The 17861-nt window shown below is 55.3% G+C and carries 16 protein-coding genes; 9 read left to right on the top strand and 7 right to left on the bottom strand.

From position 1 onward, the window contains the following. Window positions 1–27: 27 nt before the first annotated feature. The 4 genes from ACXWTF_RS02725 to ACXWTF_RS02710 form a co-directional block, all read right to left on the bottom strand. Window positions 28–2058, bottom strand: a complete 2031-nt coding sequence (locus ACXWTF_RS02725) for an Ig-like domain-containing protein (protein WP_461713484.1) — start codon at window positions 2056–2058, stop codon at window positions 28–30. Between the two features lie 397 nt (window positions 2059–2455). Next, window positions 2456–3691 carry an OmpA family protein gene (locus ACXWTF_RS02720; protein WP_461713483.1) on the bottom strand — a complete coding sequence of 412 codons (1236 nt, stop codon included), beginning with the start codon at window positions 3689–3691 and terminating at the stop codon, window positions 2456–2458. 57 nt (window positions 3692–3748) lie between these two features. Continuing rightward, complete coding sequence (locus ACXWTF_RS02715) at window positions 3749–6490, bottom strand: Ig-like domain-containing protein (RefSeq protein WP_461713482.1); 2742 nt, start codon at window positions 6488–6490, stop codon at window positions 3749–3751. 308 nt (window positions 6491–6798) lie between these two features. Next, window positions 6799–8775, bottom strand: a complete 1977-nt coding sequence (locus tag ACXWTF_RS02710; RefSeq protein ID WP_461713481.1) for a hypothetical protein — start codon at window positions 8773–8775, stop codon at window positions 6799–6801. A 728-nt stretch (window positions 8776–9503) separates the two neighbouring features. Between ACXWTF_RS02710 and ffh the strand changes: the two genes are divergently transcribed. From ffh to ACXWTF_RS02670, 8 genes are all read left to right on the top strand, one after another. Further along, complete coding sequence (ffh, locus tag ACXWTF_RS02705) at window positions 9504–10850, top strand: signal recognition particle protein (protein WP_461713480.1); 1347 nt, start codon at window positions 9504–9506, stop codon at window positions 10848–10850. Window positions 10851–10973: 123 nt separating this feature from the next. Then, the gene (locus tag ACXWTF_RS02700; protein WP_461713479.1) at window positions 10974–11522 is read left to right on the top strand and encodes a CARDB domain-containing protein; all 549 of its coding nucleotides are present in this window, start codon (window positions 10974–10976) and stop codon (window positions 11520–11522) included. A 297-nt stretch (window positions 11523–11819) separates the two neighbouring features. After that, a complete protein-coding gene (gene rpsP, locus ACXWTF_RS02695) occupies window positions 11820–12041 on the top strand; it encodes a 30S ribosomal protein S16 (RefSeq protein WP_345970678.1) in 222 nt (73 codons plus the stop codon). Window positions 12042–12043: 2 nt separating this feature from the next. Further along, a complete protein-coding gene (locus ACXWTF_RS02690; protein WP_345970677.1) occupies window positions 12044–12283 on the top strand; it encodes a KH domain-containing protein in 240 nt (79 codons plus the stop codon). After that, complete coding sequence (gene rimM / locus ACXWTF_RS02685; protein WP_461713478.1) at window positions 12264–12809, top strand: ribosome maturation factor RimM; 546 nt, start codon at window positions 12264–12266, stop codon at window positions 12807–12809. The genes ACXWTF_RS02690 and rimM overlap by 20 nt, the downstream gene beginning before the upstream one ends. Beyond that, window positions 12806–13510 (top strand): tRNA (guanosine(37)-N1)-methyltransferase TrmD, encoded by a 705-nt coding sequence (trmD, locus tag ACXWTF_RS02680; protein WP_461713477.1) that lies wholly within the window; start codon window positions 12806–12808, stop codon window positions 13508–13510. Before rimM ends, trmD begins: the two co-directional genes overlap by 4 nt. Further along, window positions 13500–13856 (top strand): 50S ribosomal protein L19, encoded by a 357-nt coding sequence (rplS, locus tag ACXWTF_RS02675; RefSeq protein WP_345970674.1) that lies wholly within the window; start codon window positions 13500–13502, stop codon window positions 13854–13856. Before trmD ends, rplS begins: the two co-directional genes overlap by 11 nt. Window positions 13857–13933: 77 nt before the next feature. Next, window positions 13934–14272: a hypothetical protein gene (locus ACXWTF_RS02670; RefSeq protein WP_461713476.1), complete on the top strand. Its 339-nt coding sequence runs from the start codon at window positions 13934–13936 to the stop codon at window positions 14270–14272. Between the two features lie 415 nt (window positions 14273–14687). Here ACXWTF_RS02670 and smpB read toward each other — a convergent pair whose 3' ends face one another. Continuing rightward, window positions 14688–15140: an SsrA-binding protein SmpB gene (gene smpB / locus ACXWTF_RS02665; protein ID WP_231020222.1), complete on the bottom strand. Its 453-nt coding sequence runs from the start codon at window positions 15138–15140 to the stop codon at window positions 14688–14690. Window positions 15141–15249: 109 nt separating this feature from the next. Here smpB and ACXWTF_RS02660 point away from each other — a divergent pair, with 109 nt between their 5' ends. Next, window positions 15250–16284, top strand: coding sequence for a sensor histidine kinase (locus ACXWTF_RS02660; protein ID WP_461713475.1), 1035 nt, complete (start codon window positions 15250–15252; stop codon window positions 16282–16284). Here the strand turns inward: ACXWTF_RS02660 and ACXWTF_RS02655 are convergent. Beyond that, complete coding sequence (locus ACXWTF_RS02655; RefSeq protein WP_461713474.1) at window positions 16262–17038, bottom strand: 4-(cytidine 5'-diphospho)-2-C-methyl-D-erythritol kinase; 777 nt, start codon at window positions 17036–17038, stop codon at window positions 16262–16264. The genes ACXWTF_RS02660 and ACXWTF_RS02655 overlap by 23 nt on opposite strands. Continuing rightward, window positions 17035–17856: a tRNA pseudouridine(55) synthase TruB gene (truB, locus tag ACXWTF_RS02650; RefSeq protein ID WP_461713473.1), complete on the bottom strand. Its 822-nt coding sequence runs from the start codon at window positions 17854–17856 to the stop codon at window positions 17035–17037. Before truB ends, ACXWTF_RS02655 begins: the two co-directional genes overlap by 4 nt. Window positions 17857–17861 lie beyond the last annotated feature (5 nt).

Raw genomic sequence — 17861 nt, 5'->3', positions numbered from 1 at the left:
AGGCTCCCCCGTATAGTCTGCCCGGGGCTAATAGCCGTATACCAGGCTCATCATCGTCACGTCCGCCTTGCCGATACTGGCACCCAGCAGGCCTGTGACCGTGTCCAAAAGCGGGGAGAGCAGCGGCAGCAGGATAGAGAGCAGAGGATTGAGCAGGTCCCCCAGCAGCGCGCTCACATCAAGCGGTATGATGTCGAGCAGCGTAATCTTCAGTTCCAGATTGCTGATCAGGGTGTTGAGCAGGGCATCGGTTGTCGACCCTGTCGGTGCATAAATGCTCTGCATCTGCTGCATATCGACCGGGACGAAATTGATCGCACCGCTATTGGCCACTCCGGCGGCATAGGCTTTGACACTCACTTTTACCAGCCCCAGGAGATTGACGAGATCCGCCGCACTGACATCTTCCGGGGAGAGCGGGGCATTCGAAAAGAACTGGTCGTCGGGGATCGTCCCGATCACCAGCGTCGCCAAACCGTTCTGAACACTCATGGCAATCTCATCGTTGTTGAGCGCTGTCAGGCTTCCCACAGAGGACCCGAGCTCCAGGTAGAGCGGCAGGTTGACCAGGTCCGCACTCACCGTCCCTTCCCCGTCGAGTTCCGTATTCAATGCGCCCAGAAGATCCCCCAGGATCCCCCCGACTTTCAGGTTGAGCTGCAGACGCGTGGATGCAGAGTGGATCGTATCTCCCTCTGCCATCATGGCGATCGCCGGCGGGGAGACGACCTGCAGCTTGAGTCCGCTGCTCTCATCCGTCAGCAGCGGCAGGGCAAGCGGGATTTCGATCGGCGTGCCCAGGGTAGGTGCCAGTGCCTGGTTGATGCCGGCCAGCAGCGACTGGACGCTCAGCTGCGCCGTAGAGATGCCCGTCATCGACAGCACATCGTTCAGGTACATCGGCAGGGTATCGACCGGGAACTGCAGCAGACTGCTGACGGTCACCTTTGTGCTGCCGAGTCCTGCTGCTTCAACCCCGGCCAGCAGGTCGGTAATGAGCTTCTGCGCATCGGTGGCATTCACCCCTTCGAGCTCGCCGGCAATGAGCTTCAGCATCGCATCGAGCGTAATATTGCTGTCGAGCAGATCCTCCACCGTCGCGGCATCCACGACGTCACCCAGATCCGCGACCAGGTCGGGGAATCCGAGTTTGGCGTCGGCCAGGCCGCCTGCACCGAGTACCTCCACGGACGCCTGCGTCCCCAGCAGGCCGCCGAGAACGCCCCCGAGCAGCTCCGAGTTGTTCGTGTCAACCGCCACCGGGGCGGACGCCATGGAGAAGACGGCCGCCTTGACCAGTTTCAGCGGGCCCGTCGTAAAGCTGTTCACGCTGTCATACTCCAGCTGCAGGCCCCCCAGGGATGTCACGGGCTGTTTGATCGTAAAGGTATAGGTCGCATTGTAATCGAGCGGCAACGACGGCGTAAACGTCATCAGGTGGTCATCGCCGACGTCGCTGTAACCGATCGTACCGTCGACCGCGCTGCCGTTGCTGTCATGCAGATAGACGTTGGTCGCATTCAGTGTCGCCGTATTGACCGCTTCATTGAAGTTTCCGAGGATGTGTGCACCGACGGAGACGTTGGTATCGCCGTCATTGGGCAGCACCGTCACCTGAAGGTATTTGAGCGTGCCTGTTGTGAAATGGAATACATTGTCGGCCGCAAGGAGGTAGCCGTCGCTCGCCTTGACACCCCGGGTGACATAGACGGTGTAATTCGCATCTTTCAACAGGTCCGTATCGGACGTCAGGGTGAAGAGTCTGGTATCCGTCCCGTAGAACTTGATCGCCGAGGGGACCTTGGTACCGTTCTCATCGAGCAGGTAGAAGGTCGAATCGTTCACGGTCGAGACGTTCATCTCTTTGTTGAACTTCGCCGTTATGACCTTATTGATCGGGACATTGACCGCGCCCTCGGACGGATCGACCGTCACCTGCAGTTCACCGCCGTTGACATTATCGTCAAAAGCACTGTCACGCCCGCACCCGGCCAGAATCATCACCATTGCCAGACCGAGCAGACCTGCCAACCCACGCTTAAACATAGACGTATTCACTTAACACTCCTTCATATAGATCTGGAACACCGTCCAACCTGAACGACGGCATTCACCTCTTCCCCGAGACTGGATGTGACCCCTTTCCGCGATCCCACCGTCATCTCATTTATAACAATTTGAATCATATCTTCATGATACTTAATAAATATCATAAATGATATATTTTTATTACATTCTGTTTATTTATCAAATTATTATCAAAAAGATTATCTTGATTTATGCATTGGAGTTTTACCGATGCTCACAAATGACGCGCAATAGTGTCACGGTCGATAGATGCCGGAAATATCCGATAGAAGAAAGATGGGTTATATCGATTTTGTCGGGGATAGATTTTGCGGGGTGTTTCAGGGGTGAAGGGGACTCCATGGAGTCCCTTTCATTGGATGCGCTCTTACTGCGCGTCCGTTGCCGGCATGGTCACTTCATCCGCGGGGGGTGTGATCTCTTCGCCGGGTTCTTTCGGTGCCGCGATGATGTCGATATCGACACGGCGGTTCTGTGCGCGGCCTTCGTCGGTTGCGTTGGTTGCCACCGGGTCGCTCTCGCCTTTGGCCTTCGTTTCGATGCGGTCGGCTTCGATACCGTTGATGACCAGTTCGTTCTTGACCGCGTCGGCACGGCGCTGTGACAGCTTGAGGTTGTACAGTTCCGAACCGATACTGTCCGTATGGCCCGTGACAATCAGCTTGTCGTCTTTTTGCAGTTTGGCCACGAGGTCTCTGATCGCCGCTTTCCCTTCCGGTTTGACGACGGCCTTGTTGAAGTCAAAGAGGGCATCCGTCGCCAGGACGACACGTTCGACCGGTTTCCGGATGACAACAGGTTCGGCCGGTACCTCTTTGATGACCTCTTTCTCGACGACTTTTTCGACGACAACAGGTTCGGCCGGTACCGGGACCTCTTTGACCACGATGACCTTTTCCGGTTCCGGCGGCGGGACCGGTGCGTTCGGATCGTCACCGAAGCGGTAGACGATACCGATGGACCAGAGGTTCATGTCGAGGCCGGAATCGGAAGCATCCTCTTCCATATGGTACCCTTCCCACTCGCCGCGGACGCCGATGCGTGGTGTGAAGTCGTACTGCACGCCCATGCCCAGTTTCACGCCGGCACCCCACTGGCTGGCACTCATGTCTTTGGGGACGCCGTTCACGTAGAGCGTACCGCCTGAAAAGGAGTACTGTTTGTCGACTTCGGCGTACATGAAACCGAGACGGCCGAAGACGGTCAGCTGTTCCAGGATAGGCAGGTGCCCGACCACGTCGGCATTAAGCCCCTGCATCTTCGCGGTTCCCTTGTAGGTCTCGCCCGCACTGGTATTGTGCTTGAACGAGATCTCGCCGAGGTTGAAATAGCCCCCTTCAACGGCAAAGTAGTCGTTAAACAGGTAACCGCCGAAGAGTTTGAGGCCAAAGGCTTTCTCCTCGATCGAGGAGCTGATGACGGTACAGGCCGGGTCGCCGTTACACGCCTCTTCGGCCGTATCGGTCTCATTCACCCTGCCGATCGCGTAACCGACATTGCCCCCGATATAGAGCCCGGGGAAAGCAATGCGTTTCGCCGGGAAATCAGCATACGCCGCAGTGGTGAGCAAAAGTGCCGCCGCGGCCAATGAATATTTTCTCATTATTATCATCCTTCATTTCACGGGGCCAAGCCCCGTTTACATTCTCTATTCTACGTTTTACGGCTGCACAATATAATGCTCGATGAGTCCGAGCATGGTGACGTCCGCACGGCCGGTATAGGTACCGAGCAGCTCACTCACGGAGTTCAATACCGGAGAGAGCGCAGGGACAATCGTATTGGCCAACAGATCCGTGACGCTGCCAAGGATCGTTCCAAGAAGCGGGTCTGAAGTACCAAGCGTCAATGCGCCAACCGTAACGTTCAGTTCAAGGTTCGCTACAAGATCAGCCACCAGAGCATCCGTCGTATCTCCCAACGGTGCAAATGCACTGTCAGTCTGCGCAACATTGATTGGCATGAAATTCATCGGCGTAAAGGCAGACGGTGAACCGTTGGCAAAGGCTTTGACATCGACTTTGATCGGTGTCGGGATACCCAAGACAGTGAGATTCAGATCCAGCAGACTGACCGCATCGAAATCCTCTGCACCGATGACTTGATCAGAGAAGAAGATATCATCCGGGATCGCACCGAGATAGATCTTGGCCAGACCGTTCTGAACGGCCATCACGATCTCATCTACGGAGAGTGTTTCCAACGTCCCCTCTGCCTCAGCCAACACGATGTAGAGCGGGATGTCTACGAGCGTTGGCACATCAATCGTCACCAGGCCAAGCAACAGTGTATTCAGCAGGTCCGTCAGACTGCCAAGCAGACCTGTCAACAGACCACCGTCGACCTGCAGGTGAAGCTGAATGCGTGACTGCGACGCTTTGATCGTATCCCCCTCGACCATCACGGCATAGGCCGCAGGCGAAACCAGTTGTGCACGCAGCGTACCGTCTGCACCAAGGAGCCCCGCCAGGTCCAGCGGCACTTCAATAATGCTTTCGGCAACCGGCATCAGCGCAGAGTTGAGACCGCTCAGGATTGCAATGCCATCCGTAGTGGCCGCAGCAAGATCCTCTGTGGAAACCAGCTCCGTCACATCCATCGGCAGCATGCTGGCCGGGAACTGCAGCAGATCACTGACATTGATCGTCTGATCCGTGCCGTTGCTGTCAATCGCGGCGATAAGCTGATTGATGACATCCTGTGCCGGTCCGGCCGGAATCGCGCCGTACTGGTCAGCGAGCACCTGAAGTGCCTGTGTTACCGTGAGATTACTGTCGACCAGATCTTCGATCGTTGTCGCATTGACTTCGTTTGCGAGGCCAGTCACAAACCCGACAAACTGGACATCCGTTTCAGCAAGCCCCTGGACACCGGCAGCGTCGACCTGCAGCTGTGTTCCAAGCAGGTTACCCGTAAGGCCGCCGAGAACTGAAGACTCGTTTGTGTCGACCGTCGCAGCGTTACTGTTCATCGTGAAGACTGCCGCATCGATCACCCGGATCAGGTTGCCGGTCGTAAAGGTTGAACTTGCATCGCTTGCCAGCGTATCGCCGTTGACAGCCTCAACACCGGTTGTGACCGTGAACGTATAGGTCGTATACGCCGTGAGGTTCGCATCCGGGTTGAAGACGGCGATGTAATTGGCGCCGTCATAGCTGATCGCGCCCGGAATCACACCGGTCACATTGTTTTCGAGATAGAAGGTCGTACCGTCAAGCGTCGTATCATTCACATCTTCATTGAAGTATGCAACGATATTGTCCGTAACGGCAACGCCTGTTTCTCCATCGGCTGGAACGATATAGACCTGAAGCTCCGTCTGTGTTCCCGTCGTGAACGTCGATGTCTCGTCCGTACCGAGCTGCTCGCCGTCAAGGGAGGTCACATCGTTTTCAACCACGAAGGTGTAATCACTGTTCGGTGCCAGAGTCGTACCCGGATCGAGGATAAAGGTCACAACGGTATTGCCGCTCGCATCAGTAGCCGTATGCAGCGTGCCCGGGACATGGGTGCCGTTTTCATCCATCAGGTAGATATTGCCCGAATTCAGTGTTGAAAGGTCCATCGGCTTGTTGAAGGTGGCGGTGATCATCGTATTGATCGGCACGTTCGTTGCACCGTCCGGCGGGTTGATGGAAACTGCCAGGTGCAGCCAATCCCCCGTCACGAACATCGCTTCCTCATCAGCTGCCAGCATATGCCCGGTCGGTGCCGTGACATCCGTCGTGACGACCGTCGTATAGGTTTCAAAAGGTGCAAGGTTGGAGGCAAGCTTCAAGATCAGCGTCGTATTATCGTCGGTATGCTCGATAGATGTTACCGGCACTTTTACGTCATTCTTATCCAGCAGATAGAAACTGTTGCCATCGACTGATGCAATATCAACCGGCTCGTTGAACGTCGCCGTGATATTGGGATTGAGCGATACGTTCGTATCCCCCTGCTGCGGGTTGAGCGTGACGGTCAGACCCAGTAACGTGCCGGTCGTAAACTGTGTGACAACGTCTCCACCGAGGCGGGCGTAGTCTGTCGCTCTGATCCCGTTCGTGATGACGAAACGGTACGTCGTGTTCTCCGTCAGGTTTGCGTCAGGCTTGAACCGCAGTACTTTGTTCAGGTAGGACCAGGAACCCGGCACCATATTATTATTGGGATCCAGCAGGTAGAACGTTGTCCCCTCGATCAACGTATCTTGCCGGATGTCCTTGTTGAACGTTCCCGTAATATCAGTATTAAGGAAAACGTTCGTTGCCCCGTCGGCAGGTGACACTGTCACCTCAAGGCCACTACCCTTGACATTATTGTCAAAGGCACTGTCCGCACCGCATCCCGCCAACATGAGCATCATTGCCATGCCGAGGAGGAGTGCCAACCCCTTCTTCGTATGCAAAAACAGTTGCATTATAAACTCCTTCATTCATGAAGCATTTGTCTCGGTTCAGGTTGCTTCTGACCGCCATCCCCGCCGTAAAATATGGACGGAAGAATTCCATCAATAATATCACATCAAACTGAATTAAACCAAAACATTATATGGCAGGAAATTACAGTTTTATCATAAAGTGGAATCAGCTGGTAATGGGTGTCGACAGCATCTCATACAAGACTGGAAAAGTGCCATATCTTTTGCTAAAAGAGATGTTTTCTGGTGGGGAATTTGATGTGATCCCGCCACAGCAAAATGCTGCGGTAGGTGTAGAAAAGGTGTATTTAGAGCGGCAGCGCCAGGTTCTGAGCATTCAGAAGGCTCAGAAGCGTCTGCAGAATGGCTGTCGGATCCGTTGTCAGACTACCGAGCAGAGATGTGATCGTGCCGGCAAGATCACCGCCAAGCAGGCTTGTCAATGTCGTCAGCAGGTCCCCCAGGAGAGAACCATCAAGCAGATTCAAGACATCACCCAGATTAAGCAGAGAACCGAGCAGAGATGTCAACAGTCCCCCATCAACACTACCAAGGGAGCCAAGAATACTTGTCAGAACACCGGTAGGATCACCGCTGCCGAGGATCGTATCGAGCAGGCTTGACAGGTTAGCCAGATCGAGGGCACCGAGCGGGCTACCATCTACCAGCAGACCTGTCAGGTCGCCCAGCGGCAGTGTCTGCGTCAGGTACGGCACGTTGGTCATCAGACCACCAAGGATGGCAAAACCACCAAGCTTGTCGATCGTTGTGACGACTGGCAGGACAACCGCCCCATTGATCAGCATGGATGCCGCGGCGGCATTCATATTGTGCGCCATCGATTCCATCAGCGCCAGCATATTGACAGAAGTCAGCAGAAGACCGTTGACGCTCGTATTCATCGGGTCGATACCGAACGGAAGAACTTCACCCGGCATGGCCAGGATATCGTTCAGGGACATTGCCGGCAGGTTCAGATCCGGTACTGCACCGAGTACCGTTGTGAGCACATCCGCGACCGGTGCAGGAACCGGGAGGGCATTGATGATCTCGATCAGCTGCGCAACACTCAGTTTCGTTGCCATCAGCTCATCCAGCGGAAGTGCGCTGAGGACCGGAAGCGTTTTCGCCGCTTCGATAATATCGTTGATCGTCGTATCGGTGCTGACCAGGCTCAGGAGTCCTGCAGGATCAAGCAGCAGGCTGCCGTCGCCAAGCGGAAGTACACCAAGCAGACTTGTCAGGGAGCCGACCAGCAGGTTAGGATCGATACAGGATGTCAGATCGCCCGCAACCTGTGCAAGCAGACCTTCAACCGTACCGAGCAGACCCGTCGTCGTTGTCAGCAGTGTTGCCGGCAGGCTGCCGAGTGTCGTACCAAGCAGTTCCTGCGGCACGACGATCAGATCACCCAGACTCAGGGTATTTGTCAGTTGGGAAGGGTCAAGCGCGCCTGTCAGTGTCGACAGGACGTCCGCCGGGTCACCGGATGTCAGTGTACCGAGGATACTGAACAGATCGCCCGCGCTGAGCGGAGCGGACAGGAGTTCGCCAAGTGTATCTGTGCTGAGCAGGCCCGTCGCACTCTGAACGGCACCAAGCAGATCGCCGAGCGGGAGTGCAACGGCCAGCGTTTTCAGGTTTTCAGCTGTCAGAGCGGCACCGCCCAGGACACTGTCTGTCGCACAGTCGAGTGTTGCGACGACCGGTTCGAGCTGCGGGATACAGGCCGCAACATCGTAACCGACACCCATGATCGTATCATCCAGGAAGGTCAGCGCATCGACACCTGTTTCAGCCACACCGGCAGTCGTCGCAGTGACCGTGCTCAGTACTTCCGTCAGCAGGCTCGGTGCTACGGCAAGCAGATCGCCCAGCGGCAGCGTCTGCAGCAGCGTTGCCGGGTCCAGCGCATCTTTAAGCGAAGCGACGATCGCCAGAACGTCCGGCGTACCGCCGACAAGACCGATGATATCGAGTACTTGGCTCAGGGATACGCTTGTCTCCAGCATCGCACCGACCGTGACGTCTGATGTCGTCAGACCGAGTTCGACCATGGCATTCGCGACAGCGGCAAGGTCAAGCGGAATGGAAGTAAGAATGCTGAGGTCGGCTGCGCTCAGCGCGTTGGTAAGTGTACCGGTTGTCGTATTGAGAACACACTCAAGCGTGCCGAGGAGCGCCGTCGCCTGCTCTGCACCGACTACGGTACCTGATGTCGTAGATGAAGAGGATGAAGAACCACATCCTGATAACAGAAGTGCTGCCCCCACAGCACTTGACATCAAAATACCCCGTACGCCACGTAGTGATTGTTTCATTGTTTTTTCCTTATATTTACTCTAGAAGTCTGTCGTGCACAGTAGCAAGTGCAGATTTCGCATTACGGATCGTTTCCATCCGCCCAAAACCGATAGGAAAGCTCAATCTCAGCCTAAACGGTTCGCCTCAGTGCAATGTTTAACACCAGTAGCAATCAGCCCTTACCGATGCCACCTCTTACCCTTCCTCAATTCCTGCAATTGACGTGAAACCTGATGCCAAATTGTTCTTTAGAGTCGTGGTATGAAAATTATGCCATTGCAAAGTCGGGGTTCAGCTTCATAGATATAAAAATCTGCAATACACGACATGCCGTATGTTACTATTCTACACGTTTAAGAAAATAAAAAGGAATCATAATAAAACTATTTCTTATATTTGTTTTTTTGTAGTTTTTTTTGGTGTATTATATTTATTCAATCCATTTTATTTTGAACTATTTTTTTATATTAACGGTATTTGTGTATTTCAACATGTTTTTCCATGAATATCAAAAAAGCTGTCATCCCTGCCAACACGACCAGTCCGTAACGTATTTCAGGGTATAGCGTCTGTCTCTCTGCCTTTGTTCTATATTATGGATGATGTCAACGGCGCTCAATCGTCCTGCAAAGGCTGTTTCGCTATAATGCGCCTTCATTCATTTTGCACCCACCCTATATAGTTATGATGCAGAGCATAAGGAGCACCCGTGTTTGATACCTTGACGGATTCATTTACGTCCGCCATTAAGAAGATCCGATTCCACGATGACGACAAGGCATTGAAAAAAGCGCTGACCGAACTGAAAAAAGCGCTCCTCAAAGCCGATGTCCATCACAAAGTCGTTAAAGAGCTTATCGATCGCGTCGAACTGGATACGAAAAAAGCCGGCATCGGCAAGGACCAGTTCCTCGATGCGATGCGCTTCACCCTGCACGACCTGCTGAAAACCGAGGGGCACCAGGGGTTTGTTTTTGCCGCGAATCCCCCCACCGTGATCCTCATGACCGGCCTTCAGGGGTCGGGGAAAACGACGACAACAGGGAAACTCGCCACCTACCTCAAAGAGCAGAAAAAGAAAAAGGTCATGATCGTCGCGGCGGACCTGCAGCGTATGGCCGCCGTCGAACAGCTCCGCCAGATCACGGCACAGATCGGCGTCGACCTTTACGAGGACGAGGCAACCAAGAACCCGGTGGAGGTCGTCACCGCAGCCATGGCCAAGGCCAAAAGCAACCTGTACGACGTCGTGCTCGTCGATACCGCCGGACGCCTGGCCATCGACGAAGAGCTGATGAGCGAGTTGAAGCAGGTGCGTGACGCCGCGAATCCGAGCGAGATCTTCTACGTCGCCGACGCCATGACGGGCCAGGATGCAGTCCGCACCGCCCAGAGCTTCAAAGAGCAGATCGGAATCGACGGGGTGATCCTGAGCAAATACGACGGTGACGCCAAAGGCGGCGTCGCGCTGGGCATCGCCTCTCAGGTTCAGGTACCGCTGCGCTTTATCGGTGCCGGCGAGAAGATGGCGGACCTCGAAGTCTTCCTCCCCGACCGCATCGTCAACCGCCTGATGGGGCTGGGGGACATCGAAGGGCTGGCGGAGAAAGCGTCCAGCGTCATCGATGAGAAGCAGGCGAAAAAGCTGACCCAGAAGATCAAGAAGGGGCAGTTCAACTTCAACGACTTCCTCGAGCAGATGGAGAGCATGAAGAAGCTCGGCTCCATGAAATCCCTGCTGGGGATGATCCCGGGGATGGGCGATATGTCCAAGGCGCTCAAAGACTTCGACCTTGAGAACTCCCAGGAGCTCAAACAGATCAAGGCGCTGGTGAGCTCCATGACCCCCAAAGAGCGCGAGAACCCCGACCTGCTCAACAACAGCCGCAAGCAGCGGCTGGCCAAAGGGGCCGGAATGGATCAGATGGACGTCAACCGTATCCTCAAGCAGTTCAAAAATGCCGCGAAGATGGCGAAGAAGTTCTCCGGCAAAAAAGGGATGCAGGATCTGCAGAACATGATGAGCCAGATGCAGGGCGGAAAGTTCCCGCGCTGATCCCCCCGCCGCGCCGTTTGCATACGGCACGCTCCCTTCCTCCTTTTTTTCAATGATTGTATCCGCTGCAGCGAAACTGTTATAATGGTCACATCTTCGTGCATTTTCCCACAAGGAGAGATCATGCGTACACGCCTTCTTTACCTCCCCCTGTTTCTCTTGCCGCTCACCGCAGTTGCCATAGAGCCCCAGGTGCAGATACAGCGCCCCGCCGTCTCGACCAAGGTGCCCCAGAAAATCGTGCCCCCCTCCTCTTCCCAGCAGCCTGTCGAAAAACCGGATCTGACGGTGACCGGTATCACGGCCTATACCCAAAGAGGCGGCACCATACTGAGTCATGTCCGCAAGCTCTACGTCAATGAGCCCCTTGAACTGGACACCACTATCGAAAACGTCTTTGCCTATGACGGGCACAGCCGCAAAAAGTTCAAGATCACCGTCCAGTTCAGATACGGCTACTCCGGCCCGGTGCACAAGGAAAAGACCATCTGGGTCACCAAAAACCTTGAACCGGGGGAGTCCCTCACGCAGCACATCATCTACGGCAGGGTCAAAAACACACCGGATGTACTCTATGTGAAAGTCATTGCCGATGCGGGGCACGCGATCGCAGAGCGTAACGAAAACAACAATGCCGACGAACTGGAGATCAGAATAGCGCCGAGACCCTGAGGACGCACCACCGTTCAGTTGTGCGTATCCTTCGCCCAATGCGGCGGGGTCACCCCCGCCCTTGTGCAATCCAGAATTATTCGCTATAATTTCGCCATCGTTTTACGCTTATGAACAATACCTCTGTGACATTGGCGTATCGCATACCCGAACGGTTTGCACGGAACGTCTCCGACAAGACGGTTAGAGGCCGCGGTATCAATGTGAGAGTGACTCCTTCATCGTCCCGCAGCCCTGCCCTCTTTTTCCAACGTTCCGAAAAACCATTCACTTTATTTTTATCGTAAGGAACGAACAATGACAACAATCCGTCTTACCCGTATGGGACGCAAAAAACAGCCTTTCTACCGCGTTGCGGTTACTGACTCCCGCAAGCGCCGTGACGGCGGCTGGATCGAACTGATCGGCTGGTACAACCCGATGACCAAAGAGCAGAAGATCGACGAAGAGCGTCTGAACTACTGGATCAGCGTCGGCGCGACCATGAGCGACCGCGTCAAAAAGATCACCGGCAAGTAATCATGGTCACCGATTTCGTCGCCGAATACGCACGTCTCATCGCCTCCTATCCCGAGGACATCCGCGTCGAGATGTTCGAAGGTGACGAGATCGCCGAAATTGTCCTCTATGCCAACGGTGCCGATATCGGCAAGCTGATCGGCAAAGAGGGCAAGATGATCGGCGCCATCAAAACCGTCATCTCCGGCTGCAAAGCCAAAGACGGCAAGAGCTACCGCATCAATGTCGAAGCGGCAGAATAGCGACCGGCTGCTCCATATCGCCACGCTGGGCCGCACCGTCGGCCTGCACGGCGAGATGAAGCTGCACCTCTTCACCGATTTCCCCGAACAGTTTGTTCCCGGCGAGACCTTCTATACCAAAGAGCGTACCCCGCTGCGGTTTGAAACGGTCAATATGGAGCGCGAACTGGTCAAACTTGAAGGCATCGACACGCCAGAAGAGGCCAAACGCTACACCAACGTCATGCTCTACACAACCTACGGCCGTACCCGCGAAATGTGCCACCTCGACGAGGGGGAGCACTTCTGGTTCGACCTGATCGGCTGTACGGTCATGGAAGACGGTGTGGCGCTGGGCAAGGTGGTGGAGATCGAGCGTATCGGCGCGGTCGACTACCTGCAGATCAAGACCGACGATGCGCTGCTGAAGCAACGGCTGCCCAAGCAGTTCCTGCTGCCCAAGCAGCCACCCTTCGTCGAAAGCGTCGATACCGCTGCGGCACTGATCACCGCGCACGGCGCGATGGCCATCCTGGAGGAGTCGTGACCTTTACCTACGTCACCCTCTTCTCGAACCTGATCGAGGGGTATTTCCAGGACTCCATCCTCAAACGGGCACAGGAAAAGGGGCGCTTCAGCGTCGCTTATCTCAACCCGCGCGATTTTACGACGAACAAACACGGCAAGGTCGACGACACGGCCGTCGGCGGCGGGGCCGGAATGGTCATGACGCCGCAGCCGCTCTTCGACGCCCTGAAACAACTCCGCGAGAACGATCCGGACGTCCATATCGTTTTCGCGACCCCGGTCGGCAAGCCGTTTGTGCAGAATGACGCCAAACGCCTCGCCAAGAAAAGCCACGTTGCATTTGTCAGCGGCCGTTATGAAGGCATCGACGAAAGGGTCATCGAGACCTTTGCGGACGAGGTCTTCAGTATCGGCGACTATATCCTTACCGGCGGGGAGCTGCCCTCGCTGGTGATGACAGATGCCATTGCCCGCAACCTCGAAGGCGTCCTCGGAAACAGCGAGTCGCTGGAGACCGAAAGCTTTGAGACCCATCTGCTGGAAGCCCCTTCATACGGAAAGCCGCCGCTTTTTGAAAATATGGGTGTGCCATCAGAATTCTTAAAGGGAAACCACAGTAAAATTGCGGCACTCAAAATTGCCTTGTCAGAATGCAAGACTAAATTCTTCAGGCCTGAGCAGCTTAAAAGGCATAGAAAAAGGACATTGTATGAGAAATAAATACATCGAAAATTTCGAAAATGCTCAAGTCGCTGAAAAGAACGTCCCAGAATTCCGCGCCGGTGATACCGTACGCCTCGCTGTTACCATTAAAGAGGGTGACAAAACTCGTGTTCAGAACTACGAGGGTGTATGTATCGCAATGCGCGGTCAGGGAACGGGTAAAACCATTACCGTTCGTAAAATCGGTGCCAACGGCGTCGGTATCGAGCGTGTTTTCCCGATCTACAGCGACAGCATCAACGAGATCAAAGTACTTCGCCGCGGACGTGTACGCCGTGCGAAACTCTTCTACCTGCGCGACCGTGCCGGTAAATCTGCACGTATCAAAGAGCTCCGCAAGTAATTGCGGACGCCCTTCACACCCAACACACTTCCCCACACACTTTTTACAACCAACCGCTTCCTTTACAAGGAACCCCTATGACGCTTAACCTCTTATTCATTACCGCTACGGCCCTCTTCATCATCGCCGTTTTAAAACAGCTGCTGGAAACAAACGCCTTTCTCAACCGCCTGCGCGACCACCACCCTTCTCGCTATGAAGCCATGGGACGCCCCCGCTGGAACATCCAGTTCGGCGACCCCCGCTTCCGCGAAGCGGTCAAGTACATTCGCGCCCACAAATTCGCCGACCTCGGCGACGACGAACTCGAACGCATCTACAAGGCGATAAAAAAAGCCGACAGGGTCGCCATCGCCTCCGCCGTCGTCGCCATCCTCATCACCCTGATAGAGGTCATGAGGACCGCGGGGCAATAGTGCTAGTAGGTAGTAGGTAGTAGGTAGTAGGTAGTAGGATGTCAGCATCCGCTCCTGCTGTCAAGGCCGAAAACGGTCATTAGCGTATCGACCGGATCGCCGGCGAATGGAATGTCCCGAAAGCAGCAGCCTTTTATCCTTTTTTCTTCCCGGTTCGGCTTCTTTTTTGGATAAGCAAAAAAGAAGGGGAACAAAGCACAAAAAATCTTGGAATACACCGCTCTGCACAAGCCGATAAAAAACTGCTAGTAATCTTTGAGCGCCCGTTCGATGTCGCGCTTCATATCCTTCTCTTTCATATCGGCGCGTTTGTCGTGCGACCATTTTCATTGCCGTCCCCCGGAGCAAAGCCCCGCGAACTTTCGCTCGCCGCTATGGCCACTGAAGACGGCTCTGTTCGAGCCGCAAAAAGCTGCTAGTAATCTTTGAGCGCCCGTTCGATGTCGCGCTTCATATCCTTCTCTTTCATATCGGCGCGTTTGTCGTGCAGCTTTTTACCCCGCGCGATGGCGATCTGGATCTTGACGATGTTCTTTCGGTTGAAGTAGAGCTGCAGCGGGACGATGGTGTGCCCCTCTTTTTCAACGGCGGCAATCAGCTTGGCGATCTCTTTTTTATGCAGAAGAAGTTTCCGGCTGCCGCGCTCCTCGTGGCCGTAGTAGTGGTGCGTCGTCTCCAGCCGGCCGATATGGGCATTGAACAAAAAAGCCTCGCCTCTGACGATCTTTACAAAACTGTCCTTGAGATTGACCCGTCCGGCCCGAATCCCCTTGACTTCGCTTCCCTTGAGCACGAGGCCCGCTTCGAATTTTTCGAGGATCTCGTAGTCATGATAGGCTTTTTTGTTTTTGGCAATCGTTTCGCCCACTTGCAGTCCTTTGAATCAGTGATGCAATCATAGCAGAAACCGCCCTCCTGCCGCCACTCATCGCACCGGAAGCGATCTTGTTTTAATCAATCTGCACCTATAATTTCTTATGAATCTTTTTGCCCGTCTTTTCGACAAAATCAGCCAGTACCGTCCGCGAACCATCATCATCTGGGCCACCCTGGTTTCCACCACCATCTCCTTTGTGCTGGCCGGGGGGATCTTCTATCTTTTTATGGGGGAACTGCTCCCCATTGTCGCCTTTCTCTCCATTGTCATGCCGCTGCTGCTGACCCCGACGATCCTCTCCGCCGTCCTCAACATGATGCTGCGGATGGAGCGCTACAAAACGGCGCTCGAAGCGGAGATCGAAAAAAACCGTGCGAAAGATATGCTGCTGTTTGAACAGGAGCGCTTCGTCCTTATGGGTGAGATGCTCTCCAACATCTCCCACCAATGGCGCCAGCCCCTCAATGCCGTCAACCTCACCCTCCTGTCGCTCAAACTCGCCCAGGCCACGGGGAAACTTGACGACGAGACCCTGGAGAAGGCCTTTGAGACCATCGAACAGAACACCCTCTACCTCTCCGATACCATCGAAGATTTCCGCTCCTTTTTCCAGAACCGGGCACCGACCAAGATCCTGCCCCTGAAACAGATCGTCTCCGAGATGGAGGGGATCGTCGCCCCGCTGCTCAAAACCGCCCGTATCTCCTTGCAGATCGTCTATACCGACGCCTTTAAAGAGACCCCGGTGGAGATCGCAACGGCCATCTCGCAGGTGCTGCTGAACCTCATCAGCAATGCCAAGGACGCCCTGGAGGGGTACGAGACTGACCGCAAGCAGATCAGCCTTTCATTCAACAAAAACGGGGAGGGGATGACCGTCACCGTCTCGGATAACGGCCCCGGCATCGACCCTGCGGTCAAGCCGAAGATCTTCGACCCCTACTTTACGACAAAAAAACAGATGAAAGGGAGCGGTATCGGGCTGCACATGAGCCGCCAGATCATCGAAAAGATCTTTGCCGGCGCCATCGCCGTCGACACCTCAAAGACGGGAACGACCTTCAGTCTTTTCCTCCCCTACTCCGAACACTGCAGGCTCGCATCACAGCTGCCTACGCCGGAGGAACAGGCCTGAAAAAACTGCTCCCGCTGCCGGAGAAGAACCAGCCGTGGCGGAAATGCTCTTTGAGCTCCGGGTAGAGCGACAGGGCCGGCTCGAAAAGGTCGTTCGCGTCGTCGGCGCTCAGTTCGGAGAGCAGCGTTTTTGAATCGCGTTTTGCATAGTAGTCATAATCCCCGGCGGAGAGCTCCTTGTAAAACCCCTCCCGGAAGCGGCGGTAGACGGCGGGGGTGCTGATCTCGATCGACGGCGTGCGCGTCTCGAGCTGCAGCGGTGCCTCGTCGAAGGGTTCGACGATCTCGCCGATACCCGAGACGTTCGCACTGGGATAGCCGTAGACGAAAAAGGGGACATCCGCCCCGACTTTTGCGCCGATCGCGGCCAGCGCGCCGACATCAAGCCCCAGGTGCAGCACTTCGTTGCACATCTTCAGGTAGGTCGCCGCATCCGAACTGCCCCCGCCCAGGCCCGCAAAGGCGGGAATATGCTTGTTCACGGCGATCCCGTGGGTCTGCATCAGCCGCTCGAGTTCCGTCGATCCCGTCGCCTCCAAGAGCGCCCGGTAGGCCTTGTAGATCGTGTTCTGCTCCGTGGCGCAGGTGAAATCGCCGTCGATGACGAACCCCTCCTGCTCCTTGGGGAAGAAGTAGAGCAGGTCGTGCAGCTGCTCCACCACCATAAAGCGTGAGAGGATCTCGTGGTACTCCCCGCGTTTACCCGTGATCTTCAAAAAAATATTCACTTTGGCCGGTGCCTTGTAATGTTTCATAGTGCCACCTTGTTCAACACGTAATGCACGCCCTCGGCGTCAAAGGAGAAGATGGAGAGCTCCTGCCCGTCGTCGACGCGGTAGATGCCGTCCTCGCCGGGGGCGAACTCGTCACGCGTCAGCGGCTGCCCCAGGGTGATCTTGCGCCACTCCCCCCGGTATTCGATGGGCGGCACACGCAGCGCAGTGCGGATATCGAGGGGCTTCTCCCCCTCGTAGACGAACTGCCCCTCGCACAGACGCTCGAGCATGCTCAGCGATCCCCCCTCCAGGCCGAGCCGTTCGTACACGAGCCGTCCTAGCGAACGGATATAGGTCCCCTCGGAAACCGTGGCCTCGAAGGTCACAAAGGGGTGGCAGTAGTGCAGCATCTTGACATCATATACCGTCGAACGGATCGTCTCCAGTTCAAAGGGAATGCCCGCCCGCGCCAGGTCGTAGGCCCGCTTGCCGTTGATCCGCTTCGCACTGAAGATCGGCGGCGGGTAGGCCTGTTCCCCCTGAAGCGATTCGACGGCTTCCCTTACTGCTGCTACCGGCAGCGGTGCGACCGCGTCGATGCGCTCAACCCCTTCGATGTCGAGGGTGTCGGAGTGCGCCCCGAGCCAGAGCGTTGCCCGGTAGCGTTTGGGGGTTTTGTTCAGGAAGCGGAAGAGCGAGGTGTATTTGCCGAAGGCGACGATGAGCACCCCTTTGGCAAAGGGGTCCAGGGTCCCCGAATAGCCCGCTTTTTTCACCCCGTACTTGCGCTTGAGGGTCCGCAGGAACTGGTTGGAGCTGAGCCCGGAGGGCTTATAAGCAACAAAAAGTCGGTTCATAGACG

Source organism: Thiomicrolovo sp. ZZH C-3 (genome assembly GCF_054862725.1).
Note: the sequence above shows the minus strand (reverse complement) of the source record. Positions and strands in the feature narration are given on the sequence as shown.